The 23950-nt window shown below is 30.1% G+C and carries 19 protein-coding genes and 1 tRNA gene; 16 read left to right on the top strand and 4 right to left on the bottom strand.

All coding sequences use genetic code 11. The annotated features are described in order from the left end of the window. The first annotated feature begins 127 nt into the window (after positions 1 to 127). The 4 genes from rnr (at position 128) to KK2020170_RS03435 (ending at position 4490) form a co-directional block, all read left to right on the top strand. Positions 128 to 2305 (top strand): ribonuclease R, encoded by a 2178-nt coding sequence (gene rnr / locus KK2020170_RS03450; RefSeq protein WP_221259413.1) that lies wholly within the window; start codon positions 128 to 130, stop codon positions 2303 to 2305. A 35-nt stretch (positions 2306 to 2340) separates the two neighbouring features. Continuing rightward, positions 2341 to 3009: a head GIN domain-containing protein gene (locus tag KK2020170_RS03445; protein WP_221259412.1), complete on the top strand. Its 669-nt coding sequence runs from the start codon at positions 2341 to 2343 to the stop codon at positions 3007 to 3009. Positions 3010 to 3107: 98 nt separating this feature from the next. Next, positions 3108 to 3797, top strand: a complete 690-nt coding sequence (locus KK2020170_RS03440; RefSeq protein WP_221259411.1) for a LysE family translocator — start codon at positions 3108 to 3110, stop codon at positions 3795 to 3797. 60 nt (positions 3798 to 3857) lie between these two features. Continuing rightward, positions 3858 to 4490, top strand: a complete 633-nt coding sequence (locus KK2020170_RS03435) for a GldM family protein (protein WP_221259410.1) — start codon at positions 3858 to 3860, stop codon at positions 4488 to 4490. Between the two features lie 36 nt (positions 4491 to 4526). Here the strand turns inward: KK2020170_RS03435 and KK2020170_RS03430 are convergent. Both KK2020170_RS03430 and folB read right to left on the bottom strand, forming a co-directional pair. Beyond that, positions 4527 to 4597: transfer RNA gene (locus KK2020170_RS03430), tRNA-Cys, on the bottom strand. 141 nt (positions 4598 to 4738) lie between these two features. Further along, on the bottom strand, positions 4739 to 5098 hold the full coding sequence (gene folB, locus KK2020170_RS03425; protein WP_221259409.1) for a dihydroneopterin aldolase: 360 nt from the start codon (positions 5096 to 5098) through the stop codon (positions 4739 to 4741). 143 nt (positions 5099 to 5241) lie between these two features. Here folB and KK2020170_RS03420 point away from each other — a divergent pair, with 143 nt between their 5' ends. Continuing rightward, positions 5242 to 6924, top strand: a complete 1683-nt coding sequence (locus KK2020170_RS03420) for a glutamine--tRNA ligase/YqeY domain fusion protein (protein WP_221259408.1) — start codon at positions 5242 to 5244, stop codon at positions 6922 to 6924. Positions 6925 to 7419: 495 nt separating this feature from the next. Here KK2020170_RS03420 and KK2020170_RS03415 read toward each other — a convergent pair whose 3' ends face one another. Then, positions 7420 to 8385: an SPFH domain-containing protein gene (locus tag KK2020170_RS03415; protein ID WP_221259407.1), complete on the bottom strand. Its 966-nt coding sequence runs from the start codon at positions 8383 to 8385 to the stop codon at positions 7420 to 7422. A gap of 105 nt (positions 8386 to 8490) precedes the next feature. On the opposite strand from KK2020170_RS03415, the gene KK2020170_RS03410 reads away from it, so the two are divergent. After that, positions 8491 to 9138, top strand: coding sequence for a PorT family protein (locus KK2020170_RS03410; RefSeq protein ID WP_221259406.1), 648 nt, complete (start codon positions 8491 to 8493; stop codon positions 9136 to 9138). A 49-nt stretch (positions 9139 to 9187) separates the two neighbouring features. On the opposite strand, the gene gltX is transcribed toward KK2020170_RS03410, so the two are convergent. Next, positions 9188 to 10690: a glutamate--tRNA ligase gene (gene gltX / locus KK2020170_RS03405; protein ID WP_221259405.1), complete on the bottom strand. Its 1503-nt coding sequence runs from the start codon at positions 10688 to 10690 to the stop codon at positions 9188 to 9190. A gap of 190 nt (positions 10691 to 10880) precedes the next feature. Here gltX and KK2020170_RS03400 point away from each other — a divergent pair, with 190 nt between their 5' ends. From KK2020170_RS03400 to KK2020170_RS03355, 10 genes are all read left to right on the top strand, one after another. Then, a complete protein-coding gene (locus KK2020170_RS03400) occupies positions 10881 to 14189 on the top strand; it encodes a hypothetical protein (protein ID WP_221259404.1) in 3309 nt (1102 codons plus the stop codon). Further along, positions 14176 to 14595: an rRNA maturation RNase YbeY gene (gene ybeY, locus KK2020170_RS03395; protein ID WP_221259403.1), complete on the top strand. Its 420-nt coding sequence runs from the start codon at positions 14176 to 14178 to the stop codon at positions 14593 to 14595. Before KK2020170_RS03400 ends, ybeY begins: the two co-directional genes overlap by 14 nt. Before the next feature lie 102 nt (positions 14596 to 14697). Next, on the top strand, positions 14698 to 16575 hold the full coding sequence (gene mnmG / locus KK2020170_RS03390; RefSeq protein WP_221259402.1) for a tRNA uridine-5-carboxymethylaminomethyl(34) synthesis enzyme MnmG: 1878 nt from the start codon (positions 14698 to 14700) through the stop codon (positions 16573 to 16575). Between the two features lie 122 nt (positions 16576 to 16697). Next, positions 16698 to 17543, top strand: a complete 846-nt coding sequence (locus tag KK2020170_RS03385) for a class I SAM-dependent methyltransferase (protein WP_221259401.1) — start codon at positions 16698 to 16700, stop codon at positions 17541 to 17543. Positions 17544 to 17773: 230 nt separating this feature from the next. Further along, positions 17774 to 18361: an OmpH/Skp family outer membrane protein gene (locus KK2020170_RS03380; protein ID WP_221259400.1), complete on the top strand. Its 588-nt coding sequence runs from the start codon at positions 17774 to 17776 to the stop codon at positions 18359 to 18361. Between the two features lie 182 nt (positions 18362 to 18543). Next, entirely contained in the window at positions 18544 to 19248 is a 705-nt protein-coding gene (locus tag KK2020170_RS03375; protein WP_221259399.1) for a GLPGLI family protein, read from the top strand. A 21-nt stretch (positions 19249 to 19269) separates the two neighbouring features. After that, the gene (locus KK2020170_RS03370) at positions 19270 to 20001 is read left to right on the top strand and encodes a GLPGLI family protein (protein ID WP_221259398.1); all 732 of its coding nucleotides are present in this window, start codon (positions 19270 to 19272) and stop codon (positions 19999 to 20001) included. A 307-nt stretch (positions 20002 to 20308) separates the two neighbouring features. After that, entirely contained in the window at positions 20309 to 20518 is a 210-nt protein-coding gene (locus KK2020170_RS03365) for a hypothetical protein (protein WP_221259397.1), read from the top strand. 52 nt (positions 20519 to 20570) lie between these two features. Next, positions 20571 to 21257, top strand: coding sequence for a GLPGLI family protein (locus tag KK2020170_RS03360; RefSeq protein ID WP_221259396.1), 687 nt, complete (start codon positions 20571 to 20573; stop codon positions 21255 to 21257). After that, complete coding sequence (locus KK2020170_RS03355) at positions 21257 to 23920, top strand: TonB-dependent receptor family protein (protein ID WP_221259395.1); 2664 nt, start codon at positions 21257 to 21259, stop codon at positions 23918 to 23920. Before KK2020170_RS03360 ends, KK2020170_RS03355 begins: the two co-directional genes overlap by 1 nt. Positions 23921 to 23950 lie beyond the last annotated feature (30 nt).

Here is a 23950-nt window from a genome sequence, read left to right as displayed (position 1 = left end):
TTTTGTTGTTTTTAATAAATGTTGAAAACTCTTCTTTTTAAACTGTTACTTTTTTATTAATTCTAATCGCTATTTTCTTATTTCTATTTTCTTATTTGTAATTTTAACAAAAATTGAAAAAGATATAATGAGTAAGAAACCAAAAAAATTTGGTAAAAAAGCAAAAGATTTTACCAATCAAATTTTTAAAATTTTAGCAAAAGAACCTTCAAAATCGTTTAACTATAAACAAATTGCAGCTCAATTAGAGTTAACAGATACTAAAAGTCGCAACGAAATTATTCGCGATTTAAAACTATTAAAAGCTCAAGATAAAATTCATGAAACCGATCGTGGTAAATACCAAATGGTTTCTAAAGCCGAATATTATGAAGGTTATATAGACATGACTTCACGTAAAACAGGTTATTTTGTTTGTGACGAATTAGAAGAAGATGTATTTGTTCCATTTATAAATTTAAATCATGCTTTAGACGGCGACAAAGTTAAAGCGTATATATATAATAGAAGAAGTTCTCGCCGACCAGAAGCAGAAGTTTTAGAAATTTTAGAACGTAAAAAAGAAGAATTTGTAGGAGTAATCGATGTACAAAAGAATTTTGCATTTGTAACCACTGCAAATGCTAAAATGTATACCGATATTTTTATTCCAAAAAATAAAATAGGAGATGCAGAACACGGCGATGTTGTTTTAGTAAAAATGGAAGATTGGCCTAAAAAAGCCGATTCTCCATTTGGTAGTGTTATTAAAGTTTTAGGAAAACCAGGCGAACACAATACTGAAATTCATGCGATTCTTGCCGAATATGGTTTACCATATGATTTTCCTATTGAAGTAGAAACGTATGCTAAAAAATTAGATACTTCAATAACTGAAGAAGAAATTTTAAACCGTCGCGATATGCGTGATGTTTTAACGTTTACTATAGATCCAAAAGATGCCAAAGATTTTGATGATGCTTTGTCTTTTGAAGTTTTAGATAATGGAAATTACGAAATAGGAATTCACATTGCCGATGTTTCCCATTATGTAAAAGAAGGAACAATTTTAGATGATGAAGCTTATAATAGAGCAACTTCTGTTTATTTAGTAGATAGAGTAGTTCCAATGCTTCCAGAAGTATTGTCAAATTTTGCGTGTTCATTGCGACCTCATGAAGAAAAATATACATTTTCTGCAGTTTTCCAATTAAATCAAAAAGCAGAAGTTTTAAATTCTTGGTTTGGTAGAACGGTAATTTATAGCGATCAACGATTTGCTTACGAAGAAGCTCAAGCTATAATTGAAAGTAAAACGAGTTTAATTCCAGCTGAAGTTTCTTTAACAGGAAAAGAATATCAAGCGCCACAAGAAATAGTCGAGGCTACACTTAAAATGGATGAATTAGCTAAAATTTTACGCCAAAAAAGAATGGCTAATGGCGCTATATCATTCGATAAAGTGGAAGTTAAATTTCATTTAAATGAAAATGCAGAACCAACAGGTGTTTACTTTAAACAAAGTAAAGATGCCAATCATCTAATTGAAGAATTCATGCTTTTAGCCAATCGAAAAGTTGCGGAATTTATAGGTAAACAAAAGAAAACATTTGTGTATCGTATTCATGACGAACCAAATGAAGATAAGTTAATGGGATTACAAAATTTGATCAAGAAATTTGGTTATTCTTTAAACTTTAAATCAAAAGAAACTATTTCTAAATCTTTAAATACGTTATTAGAAGATGTAGTAGGTAAAAAAGAACAAAACATGGTTGATACTTTAGCTATTCGTACCATGAGTAAAGCCGAATATTCAACTCATAATATTGGTCATTACGGGTTAGCTTTTGATTATTACAGTCACTTTACGTCACCTATTCGTCGTTACCCCGATGTTATGGCACATCGTTTGTTACAGCATTATTTAGATGGTGGAAAAAGTGTAAGCGAAGAAGATTACGAAGAAAAATGTAAGCATTCTTCACAAATGGAAAATTTAGCAGCTAATGCCGAAAGAGATTCTGTGAAATACATGCAAGTGAAATACATGCAAGATCATAAAGATCAAGAATTTTTAGGTGTAATTTCAGGTGTTACCGAATGGGGGATTTATGTTGAAATTATTGAAAATAAATGTGAAGGAATGTGCCGTATTCGTGAAATTAAAGACGATTATTATGTTTTTGATGAAACACAATATGCATTAGTAGGTGAAGTTTCAAAGAATATTATACAATTAGGAGACGAAGTATACGTTAAAGTTAAAAATGCCGATTTAGTTAAAAAACAACTAGATTTTTGGTACATTCGCAAAAAAGAATAAATATTTAACATTCTGTTATTTAAAACATACACAACATGAAAAAAATAGTTTTAACATTATTATTAGTTAGCTCAGTTGCTTTTTCTCAAGTTGAAAAAAGATTGGGAGATTTTATAAAAGTTACCACATTTGATCAAATTGATTTACAATTGATTAAAGGCACAGAAAATAAAATCATTATTAATGGTTCTGGTGCTAAAGATGTAGAAGTAGTAAATAAAAATGGCGAATTAAAAATTAGAATGCCTTTTACTAAACTTTTACAAGGCGATAATATTTCTGCTACTTTGTATTATACAAATTTAGAAGCAGTGGAAGCAAATGAAGGTTCTCGTATTGCATCTAATGAATCAATTATAAGTCACGGATTTGAAATCATTATCAAAGAAGGTGCTCAAATTGTATTAAAAGAAGTTGAATTTTCTGATCTAAATGTACGTTTAGGAAATGGTAGTATCTTAGAAATTAGTGGAACAGCCAGAATAACTGATATTTTAGTAAATTCAGGTGCTAAATATGAAGCAAAAGATTTAACTACACTTAATACTACAATTACTGCAAATGCGGGTGGAGAAGCTGAAATAAAAGCGTTAGATTTTGTAGATGCTAAAGTTCGCGCAGGTGGAAATATTCTTATTTATGGAAATCCAAAACAAATAAATGAGAAAATTGTTGCTGGTGGAACAATAGAACAAGCAAAATAAGTAATTAGTGAAAAGTAATTAGTGGTTAGTTTTTTTTAAATTTGTAAAGAAAATTAATTTGTACTAATTACTAGTTACAAACAGCTATTCACTAAATATTGCATTTCGAAGATATTTTAACGGCAATTCCCTGGGGACTACTATTGGCTTTTTCAATAGGCCCAGGTTTTTTTGTTTTATTAGAAACTAGTATTACAAAAGGATTTCGTGCTGCTTTTACTTTTGATTTAGGAATAGTTTTTGGAGATGTTATTTTTATATTGATTGCATATTTAAGTACAAATAAGCTCTTAGAACAATTAAAAGATAATCCTACACTTTTTATTATTGGCGGTTTAATTATGTTAGCTTATGGTTTAATTTCTTTCATTTTACTTAAACGCAATTTTAAAAAGAAACAAGAAGAAGTTAAAGATGAAGATAATATTCAAAAGAACAATTACCTCGGATTATTTTTCAAAGGTTTCTTACTCAATTTTATCAATATTGGTGTTCTTGGTTTTTGGATGATGATTATCATTACTCACGGACCACAAATGAATATGAATACCCAACGTATTTCAATATTTTTTACTGCAATTTTAATTTTTTACTTGTTGTTTGATGTTGCTAAAATTCTTTTAGCCAAACAATTAAAAAATCGTTTAACTGCTGAAAATATTTATAAGATAAAACGAGTTATTAGTATTATTATCTTAATTTTTGGATTGTTTTTTATGTTACAAGGATTCTTTCCAAAAATGAAAAACAACTTAACCAATAGAATTGATACTGAAATCAATCAGTAATAAATTTTTTCACATCGAGCATGTCATCTCGAGAGGAGATGTCTCATAATCTATATTAAAATGAAATACATCATATTCCTTTTATTTTCATTTTCTATTTACGCTCAAGATACCATTCCGGCAACAAAAAGTGTAATTGCTTTAGATAAAATGAATGTGGTGTATCGTGGAATAGCTAATCCTATTTCTTTAGCGGTAAACGATGCAAAATCGTATAAAGTTTATGGAAAAGGAGTTAGTAAAGATGAAAACGGAAATTATTTTTTATCTCCAGGCACTGGTTTAACTACAAAAGTATATGTAGAAATTACTAAAATTGATGATACTGTAGTTTTTGAAGAACATGAGTTTAGGATTAAAGGAATTCCTTTTCCCATTGCCACAATTAATGATGAATACTCAACAAATGGAATTTTGGTTTTATTTAAAGATAATTTTAAAGATGCTACAATTAGATTAAAAATTCCTGATTTTTACCTTGAATATAATGCAAGAGAAATTACCTCTTTTAGTGTAAGTTATAAGAAAAAAGTAATTTATATAGAAGGAAATAAAATTAATAAAGAAGCTTTAGATTTAATATTGAAAGCTAAAAAGAATTCTTTTATAATTATTAATAATATTAAATTTAAGCAACCTCCAAATGTTGATTATAGAAAAATAGAACCTTTATTAATTAAATTAGTTGATTAAATAAAAAAAACCTCCTAATTTCTTAGAAGGTTTAAGAGGCATCGCCCGGATTCGAACCGGGGTAGACGGTTTTGCAGACCGCTGCCTAGCCGCTCGGCCACGACGCCATTACTTGAACGGACTGCAAATGTATATAAAAAGTTTAAAGTTTGAAAGTTTAAAGTTTAAAAGTTAACAGTTCGTTATATTTTTTTAAATCATAATATTATAATATTTTAACTGCCAACTAATTACTGAACATTAAAAAACTAGTTTCTAAACTCTTCCATTTCAATTGTTACGCTTTCTACATCGCCACCAATTGGCGGATTCAACTTAGCAACCGCTACTTTAATCCTTGAAACTTGTGGTAATTCCGCAAAAATTCTAGTAATAATTCTATGGGCAACATGTTCTAATAAATGGGCTCTTATAGCCATTTCTTCTACAACAATTCTATTTAAATCTACATAATCTACCGTATCATGCAAATCATCTGTCTCAGCCGATTTACGCAAATCCGTCTTTATTTCTAAATCAACACTGTAATCACTACCTATTTTTCCTTCTTCTAATAAACAACCATGATATGAATAGGTGCGTATGTTATTTAATTTTATAGTTCCCATAATTTTTTGTTTAAGGTTTCAAGTTAATTTTCTTTTTGACTTCAACCACATTATTTAATTATCAAATTTACTCAGTTTTTTCAACTTTTAAACAACTTGAAACTTGAAACATTTTCTATCTTTGCATAAAAGATAGAAAAACAATGTCTACTGAAGAAAAATCATTGAATTTTATAGAACAAATCATTGAAGAAGATTTAAAAAATGGTTTGTCAAAAGATAAATTACGTTTCCGATTTCCACCAGAACCAAATGGATATTTGCATGTTGGTCATGCGAGTGCCATATGTTTAAATTTTGGCCTAGGAATAGATTATAATGCACCTGTAAACTTACGTTTCGACGATACAAACCCATCAAAAGAAGAACAAGAATACGTTGATGCTATTAAGCGCGATGTAGAATGGTTAGGTTTTCAATGGGATACTGAATGTTTTGCTTCAGATTATTTCCAACAATTATACGATTGGGCAGTTGAATTAATTAAGAAAGGTAAAGCGTATGTAGACAATCAGTCTTCAGAAGAAATGGCGAAACAAAAAGGTACGCCTACACAACCTGGAACAGATAGCCCAAATAGAAATCGTTCTATAGAAGAGAATTTAGATTTATTTGAACGTATGAAAAACGGAGAATTTCCTAACGGAAGTTACGTTTTACGTGCTAAAATAGATATGGCTTCTACTAATATGTTAATGCGCGATCCTATTATGTATCGTATTATGCATGCGTATCATCATAGAACAGGTAACGATTGGTGTATTTATCCAATGTACGATTGGGCACATGGAGAAAGTGATTATTTAGAACAAGTTTCACACTCTTTATGTACTCTTGAGTTTTTACCACATCGAGAATTATACGATTGGTTTTTAGATAATATTTACGATACTTCTAAAGTAAGACCAAAACAACGTGAGTTTGCGCGTAGAAATTTATCGCATACTGTAGTTTCGAAACGTAAATTATTACAATTAGTTGAAGAAAAGCATGTTACAGGTTGGGATGATCCTCGTATGAGTACAATTTCGGGTATGAGAAGAAGAGGTTATACACCCGCTTCCATACGTAATTTTGCTAAAACTATTGGTATTGCAAAACGCTCAAACTTAATCGATGTTTCGCTTTTAGAATTCTGTGTACGTGAAGATTTGAACAAAATTGCACCTCGTGTAATGGCAGTTCTAAATCCGGTTAAATTAGTAATTACTAATTATCCTGAAGGGAAAGAAGAATGGTTAGAAGCCGAAAATAATCCAGAAGAAGAAGTAATGACATATCGTCAAGTTCCTTTTTCTAAGGAATTATATATTGAAAGAGAAGATTTTCAAGAAGAAGCACACAAGAAATTCTTCCGATTAACACTAGGCACAGAAGTTCGTTTGAAAAACGCGTATATCATTAAAGGTGAATCAGTTGTAAAAGATGAAAACGGAAATATTACCGAAATTCATTGTTCATATGATGTAGATTCTAAATCTGGAAGTGGTACTGAAGCTAGTAAGCGTAAAGTTAAAGGAACAATTCATTGGGTTTCTATTCCACATGCAAAAGAAGCAGAAGTTCGTGTGTATGATCGTTTGTTTACACATGAAAATCCAGATGGAAATAAAGAAGTTGATTTTAAAGAGTTTATCAATCCTAATTCTCTTGAAATTATTACGGGTTATGTTGAACCTAGTTTAACTGAATCTAAAGAATTAGATCATTTTCAGTTTCAACGTTTAGGATATTTTTGTGTAGATAGAGATTCAACTGCTGAAAAATTAGTTTTCAATAAAACGGTTGGTTTAAGAGATACTTGGGCAAAGGTTAGCGAAAAGTAATTATTATAAAATAAAATTGTCACACTGAGCTTGTCGAAGTGTCTTTAAAAAGTATAGTTTAGATTTTTACAAAATGACAAACTATACTTTTTTTTTAAAATTTAAAGAGAATTATAAAATTTGTCATTCTGTAAGAATCTAAATTTTATAATTATTTATTTTGATACTAATTTTATAAATCATTGTTTTAGTAAATAATAAATATTTATTATTAAAATAATGTTTTTTATAAATTTTTACTTTAAAAAACGGCTTTCATATTTTTATTTTAAAACCTTTTTAAAATTAGCTAATATGGTTTTAAGTATGATGACTTAAAAGTTACTTTAAAGCGTTTATTTTACGTTTTACTTAAAAAAACATAATTTAATTACTAAAAACTATTTAATTTTTTTAATCTATAGTTTTTGTATATAAATAAAAAAATCCACCAATTTTAAATTGATGGATTTACTATTTTGTCATGCTGAACTTTGCTTCAGCATCTAATAATTTTTATTCTTCAGAATCGGCTGTTCCACCAAATTCATCTTTTTTATTCGATTTAATTCTTGCTTGGCTATTTGCTTTTTTCATCGCTTCACCTACTTGGTTACTAGCTGTAAAACTAGCTACCATGTTATTTAACATTTCACTTCCAGCTTGAGGTGAATTCGGTAATAAAATTAAATTCGAATTCGTATCAGCACCAATTGCTTGTAATGTATCATAGTGTTGTGTAACTACAATTAAAGCCGATGCTTCTTGAGAATTAATTCCAACTCTATTTAATACATCAACACTTTCTACAAGCCCACGAGCAATTTCTCTACGTTGATCAGCAATACCTTGTCCTTGTAATCTTTTGCTTTCTGCTTCTGCTTTTGCTTTTGCAACAATTCTAATTCTTCCTGCTTCTGCTTCATATTCTGCAGCTGTTTTTTCTCTATCAGCAGCATTAATACGGTTCATTGCATTTTTTACTTGAATATCAGGATCAATATCAGTAATTAATGTATTTATGATATCGTATCCGTAAGTAGACATTGCATCATTTAATTCTCTTTTAACTGCTACTGCAATATCATCTTTTCTTTCAAAAACGTCGTCCAATTTTAGTTTTGGAACTTCTGCACGAACAACGTCAAATACGTACGAAGTAATTTGATCGTGTGGATACTCTAATTTATAAAAAGCTTCGTAAACCTTGTCTTGTAATACTTTAAACTGAACTGAAACTTTCAATTTAACGAATACGTTATCTTTAGTTTTAGTTTCAATGATAACATCTAATTGTTGAATTCGTAAATTAACACGACCTGCAATTCTATCAATTACTGGAATTTTTAATTGTAATCCAGAATTGCGTATACTATTAAACCTTCCGAAGCGTTCTATTATTACAGATGTTTGTTGTTTAACAGTAAAAAAAGAACTTAAAAAAATAAATAGTCCGATGACTAAAATGATATAATACCCCATAGTTGTATATTATTTGATTGGTTATATAGATTATACGCTTTTTTTTACAAAAAGTTACATATTTATTGTAGATAACCTTACATTTGCCACCCTAAAATTATTGTAATGAAGAAATTAACCCTTTTATTAATCGTTTTATTAAGTGCTTTTTCTTTCGCTCAACACGGTTATCGTGATAGCAATAGAATTGGAATTTCAGGAGGTATTACATCTTTAGATTTATTATCTGATCAATTTAATGCGAAACCTGGTCAAGGTTGGATAGGAGGTTTATCGTTACGCGGAAATTACTATAACAATTGGCAAATGGTTTATGGTATGAACTTTACCGATAGTAATTTTTCATTACAATCTGTAACTGGTAAAGATATCGAATACAAACTTTCTGCAGTACAAGTATACTTAGTGGGAAGTTATATGGTAATTGAAAACCATTTAACGTTAGAAATTGGGCCAGTACTTCAGATTAATAGTAAATTAAAGCTAGATGAAGCAGACGAATTGTTATTGCTTAAAGATAGTCCAGGATTAATGGCACAAGATATTACAAAGATTAATCAAATTAGCGGAAATGTTATGGCTGGAATTACAGCAGGAGTTACTAGATTTCGTTTAAATGTTAACTATCAATATGGTTTTACTAATATTATGAATAGTTTAAATAAAAAAGACGAATTAAAACTTGCCAATGGTAACCAACGATTTCGAGGAAATATTGGTATGTTAAGCGCCATGTTGACTATATATTTGTAAAATAGTGTTTATCAAAAAAAACCCTCAACATTATTGAGGGTTTTCTTTTTTATACTGTTGCTATTGCTTTTTCAATACGCTTAATGGTTTCTTCTTTACCAAGCATTTCAATAATGTCAAACAAGTGTGGTCCTTTTAACTCACCTACTAAACTTAATCGGAGTGGCTGCATTACTTTTCCCATTCCTATTTCGTTTGCTGTCATCCACTCTTTTAAGTTATCTTCAATAGTTTGTGATGTAAAATCAGCATAAGCATTCAATTGTTCAGCAACTTTAGCTAAGGTTTCTTTAGTTTCTTCATTCCATTTTTTCGTTACTTTTTCATCATAACTGCTTGGTGCAACAAAAAAATAATCCGCTAAATCCCATAAATCAGTTACGAAGTTGGCGCGTTCTTTAACTAAACCTACAATTTTTGTCACATCGAGCGGAGTCGAGATGTCTTTTTTATCCAATTCAACTTTAAATAAAACCGCCAATTCTTCATCAGATTTTTGTATTAAATACTGATGATTGAACCATTTGTTTTTCTCTGGATCAAACTTCGCTCCCGATTTGTTTACTCTATTTAAATCAAAAGAAGCTACTAATTCGTCTAATGAAAATAATTCTTTATCGGTTCCATCATTCCAACCTAGTAAAGCTAAAAAGTTTACTACAGCTTCTGGAAAATAACCTTGTTCTCTATAACCCATTGAAGTTCCTTCTTCCGTTTTCCATTCTAAAGGAAATACAGGGAATCCCATTTTATCACCATCTCTTTTCGATAATTTTCCGTTACCTATTGGTTTTAAGATTAAAGGTAAATGAGCAAATTCTGGTGCTTCCCAACCAAATGCTTTGTATAACAAAAAGTGTAAAGGTAAACTTGGTAACCATTCTTCACCACGAATTACGTGAGACGTTTCCATTAAATGATCATCTACAATATTTGCTAAATGATAGGTTGGCATACCATCACTTTTAAATAAAACTTTATCGTCTAATAAGTTCGTTTCAAACTTAACCGTTCCACGAATGATATCATTTATTTCTAAAGTTTCATTTATAGGAGTTTTAAAACGAATGACATAATGTTCACCATTAGCAATTCTTTTTTCTACGTCTTCTTTAGATTGTACTAAAGAGGTATCTAATTTTTCGCGGTTGTGCCAATTATAAATAAATGTTTTTCCTTCGGCTTCGTGTTGCTTTCTATGCGCATCTAAAGCTTCGGCAGTATCAAATGCATAATACGCCCAACCCGAATTAACTAATTGGTCAGCATATTGTTTGTATAATTCTTTACGTTCGCTTTGTCTGTATGGTCCAAATTTCTCATTTTTTCCTACAGTTTCATCTGGAGCAATTCCTAACCATTCTAAAGCTTCAAAAATATAAGCTTCAGCACCCGGAACAAAACGAGTTTGATCGGTATCTTCAACTCTTAAGTAAAAAGTTCCTCCGTGTTTTTTAGCAAATAAATAATTGAACAAAGCAGTACGAACACCACCAATATGTAATGGTCCTGTTGGACTTGGCGCAAATCTAACGCGAACGGGTTTAGTCATAATTTTAAATATTTTCCTTATTGTCATCCTGAGCTTATCGAAGGATCATGCAAAGATACAATTAGAATTTAGATGAGTGAATTATGAATTTAGAAAATCAAAGCGTATTTAACAGATTTTGAAATTTTATTAACAATTAGCGGATTAAAAATTTGTAATTTTATCAGTTATAAACAAAAGTTAAAGTTATTTGGAGTCAAAATCAGTTATATATAGCAAACTTGAAGCTTTTATAAGAAAGTTTTATACCAATGAAGTCGTAAAAGGATTGCTACTTTTTATAGGTTTAGGTTTGTTGTATTTCATATTCACATTACTCGTGGAACATTTTCTTTGGCTTTCAACTTTAGGTAGAACTATTTTGTTTTGGTTGTTTATTTCTGTTGAATTATTTCTTTTAGCGAAGTTTATTGTATTACCAATTTTTAAATTAGTTAAACTTCAAAAAGGAATTGATTATACTGATGCTTCTAAAATAATAGGCAATCATTTTTCTGAAGTTGGTGACAAACTTTTGAATTTTCTTCAGCTTTCTAATACTAATGAACAATCGGAACTACTTATAGCTTCCATTGATCAAAAAGCAAATGCTTTACAACCCATTCCATTTTCAAATGCTATAGATTTTAAAGGAAATAAAAAGTATTTGCCATTTGCGATTATTCCTATTCTTCTTTTTGTTTTGTTTTATATTACCGGAAATTCTTCGGTTTTAGAAAACAGTTTAAATCGAGTAGTTCATTATGAAACCGCATATGCGCCTCCTGCTCCATTTACTTTTCAATTACTAACGGATGATTTAAAAGTGGAACAAAATAAATCATTTACTTTAAAAGTTACTACGAAAGGTAATGTTGTTCCTGAACAAGTTAAAATTCATTTTAATAACGAAAGTTATTTTTTAGAGAAAAATGCTAATGGTCAGTTTGAATATACTTTTGAAAGTGTAAAATCTTCTACTGATTTTTATTTAGAAGCCAACTCTATTACTTCTAATAATTATAGTTTAGAAGTTGTTAATGTTCCTACAATTGTTGATTTTTCAATGAGATTGACTTTTCCATCATATTTAAGAAAGGCATCGGAAACTATTAAAGGTAACGGAAACGCTATTGTACCGGAAGGAACTCTTATAACGTGGAACATTGCTACAAAAGCTACTGAGGAAATTCAATTAAAAGCTGAGAATAGTTATGATTTCAAAAATGTTAACGGATTATTCAATTTTTCAAAAAGCATTCGTTCTGACTTTAATTACCAAATTATAACTTCCAATAGTGCCGTAAAGCAATATGAAAAGTTAGGATATACTATTACAACTATTAAAGACCAATTTCCATCAATTTCTGCTCAAATTGCTCCAGATAGTTTAAAGTTAAAAGAAAAAGTAATCATAGGAAATGTTTCAGATGATTATGGTCTTTCGAAACTACAAGTCGTTTATTATGATGTAAATAATCGTGAAATTTTAAAAAGAGCTAATCTTCCCGTTAAGACTGAATTCGTAGACCGTTTTGTATATACTTTTCCTTCGGGTTTACGTTTAGAAGAAGGTAAAAAGTACGATTATTACTTCGAAGTGTTTGATAATGACCAAGTTAATGGTTCAAAATCTTCAAAATCTTCAATTTTTTCTTATTATGAGTTAACGCAAACGGAAAAAGAAGATAAAACACTACAAGAACAGCAAGAAAATATCAATGCTCTTGAAAAGTCTTTACAAAATCAAGATAAACAATTATCAGAATTGGATAAACTTCAAAAGTTGAATAAAGAAAAATCCAATTTAGATTTTAAAGATCAAAAGAAGATTCAAGATTTTGTCGACCGTCAAAAAAAACAAGAAGAATTGATGAAAGAATTCTCTAAAAATTTAGAAGAGAATTTAGAAGAATTTAAAACGGAAAACAACGAACAAAAAGAAGAGCTTCAAAGACGATTAGAGGAGTTTCAAAAAGAGTCTGAAAAGAATGAAGAGCTTCTTAAAGAATTAGAAGAGCTATCTAAAAAGCTTCAAAAAGAAGAACTATTTGATAAAGCCGATAAGTTAAAACAAAATGCTAAAACTCAAAAAATGAATTTGGAGCAATTAGTTGAATTGACTAAGCGTTTCTATGTGGAACAAAAAGCACAACAATTAGCTGATAAATTACAAAATCTTGGTGATAAGCAAGAAAAACTTGCAGATGATAAACAAAACAATTCTAAAGAAAATCAAGAAAAGATTAATAAAGAGTTTGAGGATATTAAGGAAGAATTAAATCAATTGGATAAAGAAAACGAAAGTCTTAAAAGGCCAATGGACTTGGATGTTGATGATAAAGAGCAAGAAAATATCGAAGAAGATTTAAATAAAGCCACTGAAGAATTAGAACAAAATAATAAAGAAAAAGCATCACCTAAACAAAAATCTGCTGGTGAAAAGATGAAGGAAATAGGTGAAAAAATGTCTGCTTCTATGATGTCTGGGGGTATGGAAACGATGCAAGAAGATGCTCAATTACTTCGACAAATTGTAGATAATTTATTAACCTTTTCTTTTGACGAGGAGAAATTAATGAAAGAAACTAAAGAAGCTTCAAAGACAAATCTTCAGTTTAATAAGGCTTTAAAAAAACAACAATCTTTAAAAGTTCAGTTCAAGCACATTGATGATAGTTTGTTTAGTGTTGCTTTACGTAATCCTATGATTTCTGAAGTAGTTTTTAAAGAAGTTGGTGAAGTACATTATAATATTGATAAAGCACTTGAAGTTCTTGCTGAAAATAATATTTATAAAGGAACTTCGCATCAACAATTTGCATTAAGTTCTGCCAACAAACTTGCTGATTTCTTAAGTAATGTCCAATCACAAATGCAAATGCAAATGTCTGGAATGGGCCAAGGAAAACCTAAACCTGGAGGAGGTCAAGGAGATATGCAATTAAAAGATATTATAAAAAAGCAAGGTGAATTAGGTGAAGGAATGAAAAAAGGAATGCAACCAGGAGAACAAGATGGAGATCAAAAAGGACAAAAGCCTGGTGAAAAAAATCCTGGACAATCTGGACAAAGTGGTTCAGAAGGAGAAAATGGACAAGAAGGAAATGCTGGAAAAATTCTCGATATTCTGAAAGAACAAAAGCAACTTAGAGATGCTTTAGAAAAAGAATTAAAAAAAGAAGGTTTAGGCGGTATTGGGCAAAATGCTTTGAACCAAATGAAAGATATTGAAAAGCAACTGATCAACAAAGGTTTTAAAAATGAGACCTTAAATAAGATGATGAATTTAAAACATGAGTTGCTTAAACTTGAAAAAGCAATCCAACAACAAGGTGAAGACAATAAGCGTAAATCGAATACAAATAAAGATAGTTTTAACGGCACTTCTTCTCCTCTGCCTTCTCAATTAAAAGATTATTTGAATAGTATAGAAATATTAAACAGACAAAGCTTACCTTTGCATCCCAATTATAATCAAAAAGTTCAAGAATATTTTAAGTCAAATGATAACTTATAATTACGAATCAGATTTTCAATTAGAGAACGAAGAAATTTTTTCCACTTGGATTGAACATGTTGTTTTGTCTGAAGATAAAATTTTAGGTGAAGTAAATTATATATTTTGTGATGACGAATATCTATATAAAATCAATGTAGAATACTTAGATCACGATACTTTGACTGATATAATAAGCTTTGATTATTCTGAAGGAAATTTAGTACAAGGTGATATTTTTATATCTATTGAAAGAGTTGTTGATAATGCGTCAGATTTTGATGTTCCATTTGTTGAAGAACTAAAAAGAGTTATGATACATGGCATCCTTCATTATTGTGGTTATAAAGATAAATCTGATAGTGACGAAAAATTAATGCGCTCTAAAGAAGATGAAAAGATTAAGATGTTCCACGTGAAACATTAAATATCTTTTTGTTTTATTTGTTCCACGTGGAACAAATAAGTTTTTGTTTAAATAAAAAGTTCCACGTGGAACTATATAATATAAGAATTAAGTTTTTATAAAGTGAGTTTATTTCAAGATCAATATGATGTTATAGTTGTTGGCGCTGGACATGCCGGTTGTGAAGCTGCTGCTGCTGCTGCAAATTTAGGTTGTTCAACTCTGTTGGTTACAATGAATCTGCAAAACATTGCACAAATGTCTTGTAATCCTGCTATGGGTGGAATTGCAAAAGGGCAAATCGTTCGCGAGATTGATGCGCTTGGTGGTTATTCGGGAATTGTTTCTGATAAAACAGCCATTCAATTCAAAATGTTGAACATGTCAAAAGGTCCAGCAATGTGGTCGCCACGTTGTCAAAGTGATCGTATGCGTTTTGCTGAAGAGTGGCGTTTGATGTTAGAAGGAACTCCAAATTTAGATTTTTACCAAGAAATGGTTTCGGGAATTTTAACCGAAAACGGAAAACTTGTTGGAGTAAAAACTTCACTTGGAATTGAAATAAAAGGCAAGACAGTAGTGCTTACGAATGGAACTTTTTTAAATGGATTAATTCATATTGGCGATAAACAATTTGGTGGTGGTCGTGCAGGTGAAAGTGCTTCTTTCGGAATAACAGAAGATTTAATAAAATTAGGTTTCGAATCTGGTAGAATGAAAACTGGAACGCCTCCACGAGTTGATGGGCGTTCTTTAGATTATTCTAAAATGGTGGAACAACCAGGTGATGTAAATCCACATAAATTTTCCTATTCTAATGTAACGAAGCCATTATCTAAACAACGTTCGTGTTGGATGACATATACATCTCCAGAAGTTCACGATTTGCTTCGTGAAGGTTTCGATCGTAGTCCAATGTTTAATGGAAGAATTAAAAGTATTGGTCCAAGATATTGTCCGTCGATTGAAGATAAGATTAATCGTTTTGCAGATAAAGATAGACACCAATTATTTATTGAGCCGGAAGGTTGGGACACTGTAGAGATTTACGTAAACGGATTTTCAACATCGTTACCAGAAGATGTTCAGTTTAAAGCTTTACGTTCAGTTCCTGGATTTGAGAATGTAAAATTCTTCCGTCCGGGTTATGCTATTGAATATGACTACTTCCCACCTACACAATTAAAACATACGTTAGAAACAAAGTTAGTTGAAGGTTTATATTTTGCCGGTCAAATAAATGGAACTACAGGTTATGAAGAAGCTGCTTCTCAAGGAATGATGGCGGGAATTAATGCTGCGTTAAAAGTTAAAGAACAAGATCCATTTATTTTAAAAAGAGATGAAGCATATATTGGAGTTTTAATTGATGACTTAATTACGAAAGGAACTGAAGAGCCTTATCGTATGTTTACTTCTCGTGCTGAATATAGAACATTATTACGACAAGATAATGCCGACATTCGCTTAACACCTAAAGGATATGCAATTGGTTTAGCGAGTCAAGATCGTATGGATCGCATGGAAGAAAAGTTAAGTAAATCGGAAGCTTTTGTTCAATTTTTTAAAGAGACAAGTGTAAAACCTGCTGATGCAAATCCTATTTTGGAAGAAAAAGGTTCAAGTCCAATGAGTCAACCCGATAAAATGTTTAAAGTATTTTCCCGTCCGCAATTAGAACTTGACGATTTTATGAAGTTCAAGCAATTCCGTGATTATGTAGAAGAACATCAGTTAGATGATGAAATTGTTGAGCAGGCAGAAATTCAAGTTAAATATTCAGGCTATATTGAGAAGGAAAAAAGTCATGCAGATAAATTAACACGTTTAGAAGATGTAATCATACCAGATAGTTTTGATTTTAATAAAATTAAATCTATTTCAATTGAAGCAAAACAGAAACTTAATAAAATCCGTCCAAAAACAATTGCTCAAGCTTCTCGTATAAGTGGTGTTTCTCCAAGCGATATTTCTGTTTTATTAATTTATATGGGTAGATAGGTTTTAGATAATAGAGAAAAGAATAAAGAGAAAAGAAATTGTTTCACGTGAAACATTGTAATTAGTATTCTAAATTTTGTCACCTCGAGCGGAGTCGATAAGTCAAATAAAGAAACACAAGAATGATTTTCAAAGAAAATAACATATATATTAACGTAAAAGATTTTTCAGTTTCTGGAGAATCTTTTTCTTTGTTACAAAATGAAGAAGGAGAAATTTTGAAAACAACTCCTACTCCATCTTTAGAAAAATTACCATCATATTACGAAAGCGAAGATTACATTTCGCATACTGATGGGAAAAGATCTCTTTTTGAAAAAATGTATCACTTCGTAAAGAGAAATGCAATACGTCAAAAAGTAAATCTAATTAATAATTATTCTCTAAAAGGAAGTCTTTTAGATATTGGAGCAGGAACTGGAGACTTTTTAGTGGAAGTAAAAAATCAAGGTTGGACAACTTTAGGAATCGAACCAAATGAAAGTGCAAAACAATTAGCAAAAAATAAAGGTGTTAATTTTACAGAAAGTTTAGAATCAATTTCTGATGATAGTTTTGACGTAATTACTATGTGGCATGTTTTAGAACATGTACCCGATTTAGATTTTCAATTGCAACAATTAAAACGAATTTGTAAGCCAAACGGAACGATAATTATTGCAGTTCCAAATTTCAAATCGTACGATGCAAAATATTACAAGAAATTTTGGGCTGCGTATGATGTGCCAAGACATCTATGGCATTTTTCGAAAAATGGTATTCAAAAATTATTTTCAAATCATAAAATGCAATTAATAAAAGTTAAACCGATGTGGTTTGACAGTTTTTATGTGAGCTTACTTTCTGAAAAACATAAAAATGGTAAAATGAATTTCGTAAAAGGATTTTTTATTGGTTTTTGCTCAAATTTGAGCGGAATTTTCAAAAAAGAGTTTTCATCACACATTTATGTCTTCAAAAACAACTAAAAAACGCATTATTTAATCCAGTTTTGATTAAAAACCTCTTAAGTATGTATTTGGGTTACGTTTTTTAGAAAGTCTTTTAAATCGAATTTATTTACGTCGGTTTTTATAAGCAGAAATTATTTTAAAATAAAACAACCATAAATTATATTTATACTGTAAAAATTCTCCATTTTATAATTGGGAATTACTATTTTTACCAAAATTTTAAAAAAACAATTAGAACGATAAAAATGAAGAAATCACTTTTAATTTTAGGATTAGCATTAGCTTTATTTTCTTGTAACAAGAACGAACAAAAAGAATCTTTCAAATCTGCATATATTGATACAGCTGTATTAATGGAAAAATATGAGAAGTTTAAAGATGAAGACGCAAAATTTAAAGTAAAATCTCAAGAAATGGGTCGCCCGCTTGAGGCTAAATTAAAAGCATTCCAATCAGAAGCTGCTAATTTCCAACAAAATGCACAAATTAAAGGGATGGCTTGGGCACAACAAAAAGGTGCCGAATTACAACAAAGAGAGCAACAATTAGCGATGGAACAAGACGCTTTATTACGCCAAATTCAAATTGAAAGTGATAGCGTTCGTTCAAAATTAATCAACGATGTAAAAGAATACATTAAAACTTACGGCAAAAAGCAAGGTTACGATTATATTTACGGAACTGGAGATGCTGCAACAGTTTTATATGCTAAAGAAGGTTATGATATTACTGAAGAAGTTTTAAAACAGTTAAACGACGAGTTTAAAGCTTCAAATGGTGGTGTTGAAGAAAAAGCTGAAGCTACAGAAACTAAGGAAGAAGAGAAAAAATAATTTTCTTTAAACGATATAAAAAAAAGCCCTGCATTTGCAGGGCTTTTTTTGTTTTATTCTTTATGAAATATACGAAAACCACTTTTTTAATGTTATAAAAATTTAACAAAAAACACATATTTTCTGTATCTGCTTTTTGTAAGGAAGTTTTTATGTTTACAATTCATATAAGATTGAATAAAATGAAAAAAATAATTTTAGCTTTATTATTAAATACAATTTGCTATTCACAAAGCGCTACAATTACTTATAACTTTAAAATATTAGAAGATAAAAAATTATTAGAAAGCCCATATATAGGCAAAATATTTTCCGAGCAAATTAAAGCAGCTAAATTTTTAGAATTTAAGTTGGTTTTTAGTGATACAATTTCAAAGTTTGAGAATATACAAACAATGGGAATGGGTGAACAAAATATTTCCAGTGTATTAATGGCAAGTAGATGTGTAAAACCTAAGTTTATTTACAATGATACTTTATATCATAATAATCAGGAAGGTGTTTTTACTGAGAATAAATATTTAATAGCTTCGCCGTTAAATAAAAATTGGGTTTTAACCAATGAAACTAAAAAAATTGATAATTATACGTGTTATAAAGCTACTTCAGAATACATTGTAATAAATGGAAAGGGAGAGTTTCATCACCCTGTAATTGCTTGGTTTTGCCCAGAATTACCCTATTCATTTGGACCAGCAGGTTATGGTGGTTTACCAGGTTTAATTCTAGAACTTCAAGAGTGGAATAATGTTTTTGGCGCAATAAAAATCGAGTTTAAACCTCTAGATGAGCCTATTGTTTTACCAACTAAAGGAATCAAAATTGCAGATCAAGATTACCAAAATAAAGTGGGTGAAGCTTTTATGAAAGAATTTGATAGAAATTAACTTTTATTCAGTATTATAGAAATGAAAAAAACGATTGTATTATTTTTCCTAGTTTTTCAACTTCTTTCGTATTCACAAGAAATGGGCGGAGAAGTTTATTATAAAGTTGTTTTTGCAATTGATTCTACTTTAAAAGAAAAATCTTCTAGAGTTGATTTAATGCAACAAAAAGCTATTGCAGGAAGCGATAAAATTAATTTAAAATTAGTTTTTAATAAAGAAGAATCAGTGTTCTCATTGGTTGAGTCTATTGAAGATTCAGAGGTAAAATTTGCAATAGCTTGGGCAAACTGTAGAAATAAAATTTTAACTGTTTTAAAAGAAAATAAGAGCTATTATAATAATTCTGCAAGTTCATTAGGTGTTTTTAAAGACAAAGAGTTTTTAGTTTATACTAGTCTTCAAAACAATTGGAAATTTTTAAATGAAACTAAGCTTATAGATAAACTTATATGTTATAAAGCGATACAAGAAATTGAATATAGAACAAGCAAAGGAACTCAAACAAAAACGATTACAGCATGGTTTTGTCCTGAATTACCTTATTCTTTTGGACCAAAAGGCTATTTTGGTTTGCCGGGTTTAATTTTAGAATTAACAGATAGAAATACGACGTTTATAGCAAATAAAATTGTTCTTTCTAAAAATATTAATGTCGAATTTAGTAAAGAAGGGAAATTAATTTCTCACGAGGAATATCAAGAAATCATTAGAACAAGAATGGCTGATTTAAAAAATACTTTGACAGATTAAAACAAAAAGGCAACTTCTTTAACTTAATTTATAATATTAAATGCAATAAAAATGAACTTTATTTTGTTTTAAAAAACACAAAAAACGATTAAAATCAATATAATTTTAACGCTTAATTTTCTTTTTTCTTTGTAAAACAACAAGTTACAAAAAGTGAAACTTTAACAAAATGTATAGAAAATCTGTATCCAACTTTGTAAGAAAACCTTTTAAGTTTGTAACGGTGCACCAGTAATGAAATGTTTAACAATTGAAATCGTAAAAAGAAACAATTTCAAAAACAAAATTTTAAAAAATGAAGAAATTAATGTTTAGTGCAGTTGCACTTGTGACTTTATCTTTTGCTGGTATGGCAAATAATGAAAAAATTGAATCTGTTGAAGTTTTAAGAAATGATCCTTGTATTGCATTTTCTTTTCAAGTATTAGATGATTTAGAAGCGTTACATGGTTGTGAATACTCTGACGTTGAGGCAGGGCAAATTATATTGGCGGCATACGATTTATGTGACAATTAATCAACTATTATCAAGGGCATGAAAAATGCCCTTGATTTTTATTTATAAAATTATGAAAAAGACTATACTGTTTTTATTTTTTATTTCCTATTCTATTTACTCACAGAGCTACAAATCTTTAAAAGTAGAATATTCTACTTCGGTAGAACCTATGTTGACTAAAAACTCTGATAATGAAAAAATTAACGCATTAACAGATAAAATAAATTCAAGTTTTAACGACAAGAAATTTATACTTCAAGCAAATAGTAAGGGGTTTGTTTTTAACGAAGAAAAAACCATTCAAAAAGATGAAAAACAAGAAAAAATAGAAAAACTTGCAAATGCTATATATTTAATAAACTCTTATTATTTCTCAAAGGTTAACAATGAGCTTTTTAGGACTATTGATGATGTCAATTTGAAAGTTGATAATGATTTTAATTGGATTTTATTAGATGATTCAAAAACTATAGATAATTATGTTTGTTACAAAGCAATGTGTACTATTAATTTTACGACAAGACATGGTAATGCAGGTTCAAGAGAGATAACGGCATGGTATACACCTCAAATAAATTTTAATTACGGACCAAATGGTTATATGGGATTACCAGGTTTAATATTAGAATTAGAATATAATAAAACAAAGTTAGTTGCAAAAAAAATAGAATTTTTTAAAGAAGAAATTAAAATCTACATTCCAAATAATAAGGTAATTACTCAAGATGAATTTGTTGAAAAAACTAAAATGAATTAATGCGTAATCTCTTATTTACATTTATTTTATTACCATTTTTTACTTTTTCCCAAACCCTAACAGGCGTTGTACAAGATAGCATTGGCAATCCGTTGCAAAATGCTAATGTTATGGCAAAACCGTTAGTAGAAAATGCAGGGCTTAAATTTTCTATTGCGGATCATCTAGGTCGGTACAAGTTAGAGCTTGAAAAAGACACACCTTATGAGGTTAAGGTTTCTTATCTTGGTTTTAAAGAAGAAGTTTTACAGCTTCCCGCTAATTTTACCATACGAGAACACATTTTTAAACTCAAAGAAACAGGGCAAGAACTCAAAGAAATTGTAATCAATTACGATTACCAACCTGTTATTGTAAAAAAAGACACGCTTATTTACGATGTAAAAGCATTTGCAAACGGCAACGAACGTAAAATGAAAGAAGTGCTCGAGAAAATGCCTGGTGTTGAAGTAAGCAAAGACGGTTCGGTTACGGTGCAAGGCAAAAAAGTTACGAAAATGCTGGTCGAAGGCAAATCGTTCTTTGGTGGCGGTACGAAATTAGCTGTCGAAAATATTCCTGCCGATGCTTTAGATAAAGTTGAAGTAATTGATAATTTTAACGAAGTAGGCTTTTTAAAACAAGTTTCCGATAGCGAAGATTTAGCGATGAACGTGAAACTAAAAGAAGACAAAAAGAAATTTATTTTTGGCGATGTAGAAGCAGGTGCTGAAGTGGCAAACGATAACGGGTTTTATCTGGGTCACGCAGGGTTGTTTTATTACGCACCCAAAACCAATGTGAGTTATATAGGCGATATTAATAACATCGGAAAACGAACCTTTTCTTTTGAAGACATGATGCGTTTTCAAGGCGGTGTGAGCAGTTTTATTTCAGGTAGAAAATCGTTAACGAATTTATATAACTTTGCTTCCGATAATACTGATGTGGTAGAAAATAAATCGCAATTTTCTGCCTTAAATTTCCGCCAAGAAATTAATTCAAAGCTCGATATCGAAGGTTTCGGGATTTTTTCAAAACTTTTTACAGCATCATTCAGTGAATCTCAAAATGAATATTTGCAAAATAGTGCCTTTACTTTCGAAGATAAAACCAGCACAACGCAAAATAAAGCGCTTTTAGGAATCGGAAACGTTAAATTAAACTTCTCGCCTACCAATCAATCGAAATGGTTTTATAACGGCCAATTTCAAGCGAGCAGTAATGATATTACCAATCAAATACTTTCGGTGCGTGATGGTAGCCAAAATAACTTCCAAAATATTCAAAATGCCGATAATTCGCAATGGAAACAATTTTTAGAATGGCATAAGCAGTTTAAAAATAAAAACCACACGACAACTTTTGTTGTAAATCATAGTTTTGAAAACAACAAACCACAAAACACTTGGTTAACCGATACCGAATTTTTAGCGGGATTAATTCCATTGCAAAACGATAGTGAATACAACATTCAACAAGTTAAAAAAGTAAAAAACAATAGTGTTGATGCATTGTTTAAACATTATTGGATTCTGAATAACTTCAATCATTTGTACACGAATGTTGGAAATAACTTTGGCACAACGCAGTTAACGATTTCCGAAAAACAATTTTTAACCGATGGTTCAGTTAATGATTTTGCAGCTAACGGATTTGGTAACGATTTAGACTATGTTTTAAATGATTTTTATGTAGGATTGGAATACAAATTTAAAATTGGAAAATGGATTAATAAACCTGCTATTTACACGCACTTTTATCATTTAAAAACCAAACAAATTACTTCTGATTATTCGTTAAACAGAACCTATTTTGAGCCACAATTTAATAGTGAATACGAATTCAATCAATCGGAAAGTTTAAAGTTTAATTACAAGTTAAGTAATGATTTTCCCGATGCTACTCGTTTGTTAGAGCGTTATACTTTGCAAAGTTATAATTCGGTTTACAAAGGAAATGCATTGTTGAAAAATGAGCGTTTTCATTCGGCAAGTTTGCGTTACACAAAATCGAGTATGTATCGCGGTTTAATGTTGTTTGCAAATGCGAGCTTCAATAAAAAAATAAGAACGATTCGTAATGTTATTGAACTCGACGGAATCAATCAATTCTCTACTCCTATTTTAACCGATAATCCTGAAACGAATTGGCGTGTAAATGCTAATATTTCGAAGAAAATATATCGCTTTCGTTTACAGTTTACAACCAATTTAAGTTGGTTTAATTATGTTCAAACCTTAAACGGAACTACAACTTCAAACGATAGAAACAATCAATCTTTCGGATTAAAATTGCGAACAGCTACCAAGAAATGGCCAAGCGCGAGTATTGGTTACAATAAAGATTTTAGTCAGTTTTCGGGTTTAACAAAATCGAATTTTACTAACGATAGAATTTCATTTGATGTAGATATTGACTTCTTGAAGAATTTCAACTTTAAAACCGATTACGAAGTAACGTTTAATAAAAATAGTAATAATCAAAATAACAGGTTTGCTATTGCCAATGCATTTTTAAGCTATCAAAAGAAAAACAATCCATTCCGTTTTGAATTGTCTGCACAAAACTATCTCAACAATGGAACTAAAGTAAACAATAGTTTTTCCGATTTCTTAATCTCAAACAATACAACTTATATTTTACCAAGAATAGTAATGTTGTCGATTAGTTATAAATTATAAAAGCCTCGCATTTGCGAGGCTTTCTATTTA

It is taken from the genome of Flavobacterium okayamense, assembly GCF_019702945.1.
Taxonomy (GTDB): Bacteria; Bacteroidota; Bacteroidia; order Flavobacteriales; family Flavobacteriaceae; genus Flavobacterium; species Flavobacterium okayamense.
Note: the sequence above shows the minus strand (reverse complement) of the source record. Positions and strands in the feature narration are given on the sequence as shown.

Coding starts and splice junctions, on each gene's coding strand:
- KK2020170_RS03435 (WP_221259410.1), top strand. CDS start 3,858: ATGAAATACATCATATTCCTTTTATTTTCATTTTCTATTTACGCTCAA.
- KK2020170_RS03355 (WP_221259395.1), top strand. CDS start 21,257: ATGCGTAATCTCTTATTTACATTTATTTTATTACCATTTTTTACTTTT.
- folB (WP_221259409.1), bottom strand. CDS start 5,098: ATGGGAACTATAAAATTAAATAACATACGCACCTATTCATATCATGGT.
- KK2020170_RS03365 (WP_221259397.1), top strand. CDS start 20,309: ATGTTTAGTGCAGTTGCACTTGTGACTTTATCTTTTGCTGGTATGGCA.
- KK2020170_RS03385 (WP_221259401.1), top strand. CDS start 16,698: ATGATTTTCAAAGAAAATAACATATATATTAACGTAAAAGATTTTTCA.
- KK2020170_RS03375 (WP_221259399.1), top strand. CDS start 18,544: ATGAAAAAAATAATTTTAGCTTTATTATTAAATACAATTTGCTATTCA.
- KK2020170_RS03420 (WP_221259408.1), top strand. CDS start 5,242: ATGTCTACTGAAGAAAAATCATTGAATTTTATAGAACAAATCATTGAA.
- KK2020170_RS03380 (WP_221259400.1), top strand. CDS start 17,774: ATGAAGAAATCACTTTTAATTTTAGGATTAGCATTAGCTTTATTTTCT.
- KK2020170_RS03410 (WP_221259406.1), top strand. CDS start 8,491: ATGAAGAAATTAACCCTTTTATTAATCGTTTTATTAAGTGCTTTTTCT.
- KK2020170_RS03360 (WP_221259396.1), top strand. CDS start 20,571: ATGAAAAAGACTATACTGTTTTTATTTTTTATTTCCTATTCTATTTAC.
- KK2020170_RS03415 (WP_221259407.1), bottom strand. CDS start 8,385: ATGGGGTATTATATCATTTTAGTCATCGGACTATTTATTTTTTTAAGT.
- KK2020170_RS03445 (WP_221259412.1), top strand. CDS start 2,341: ATGAAAAAAATAGTTTTAACATTATTATTAGTTAGCTCAGTTGCTTTT.
- rnr (WP_221259413.1), top strand. CDS start 128: ATGAGTAAGAAACCAAAAAAATTTGGTAAAAAAGCAAAAGATTTTACC.
- gltX (WP_221259405.1), bottom strand. CDS start 10,690: ATGACTAAACCCGTTCGCGTTAGATTTGCGCCAAGTCCAACAGGACCA.
- ybeY (WP_221259403.1), top strand. CDS start 14,176: ATGATAACTTATAATTACGAATCAGATTTTCAATTAGAGAACGAAGAA.
- KK2020170_RS03370 (WP_221259398.1), top strand. CDS start 19,270: ATGAAAAAAACGATTGTATTATTTTTCCTAGTTTTTCAACTTCTTTCG.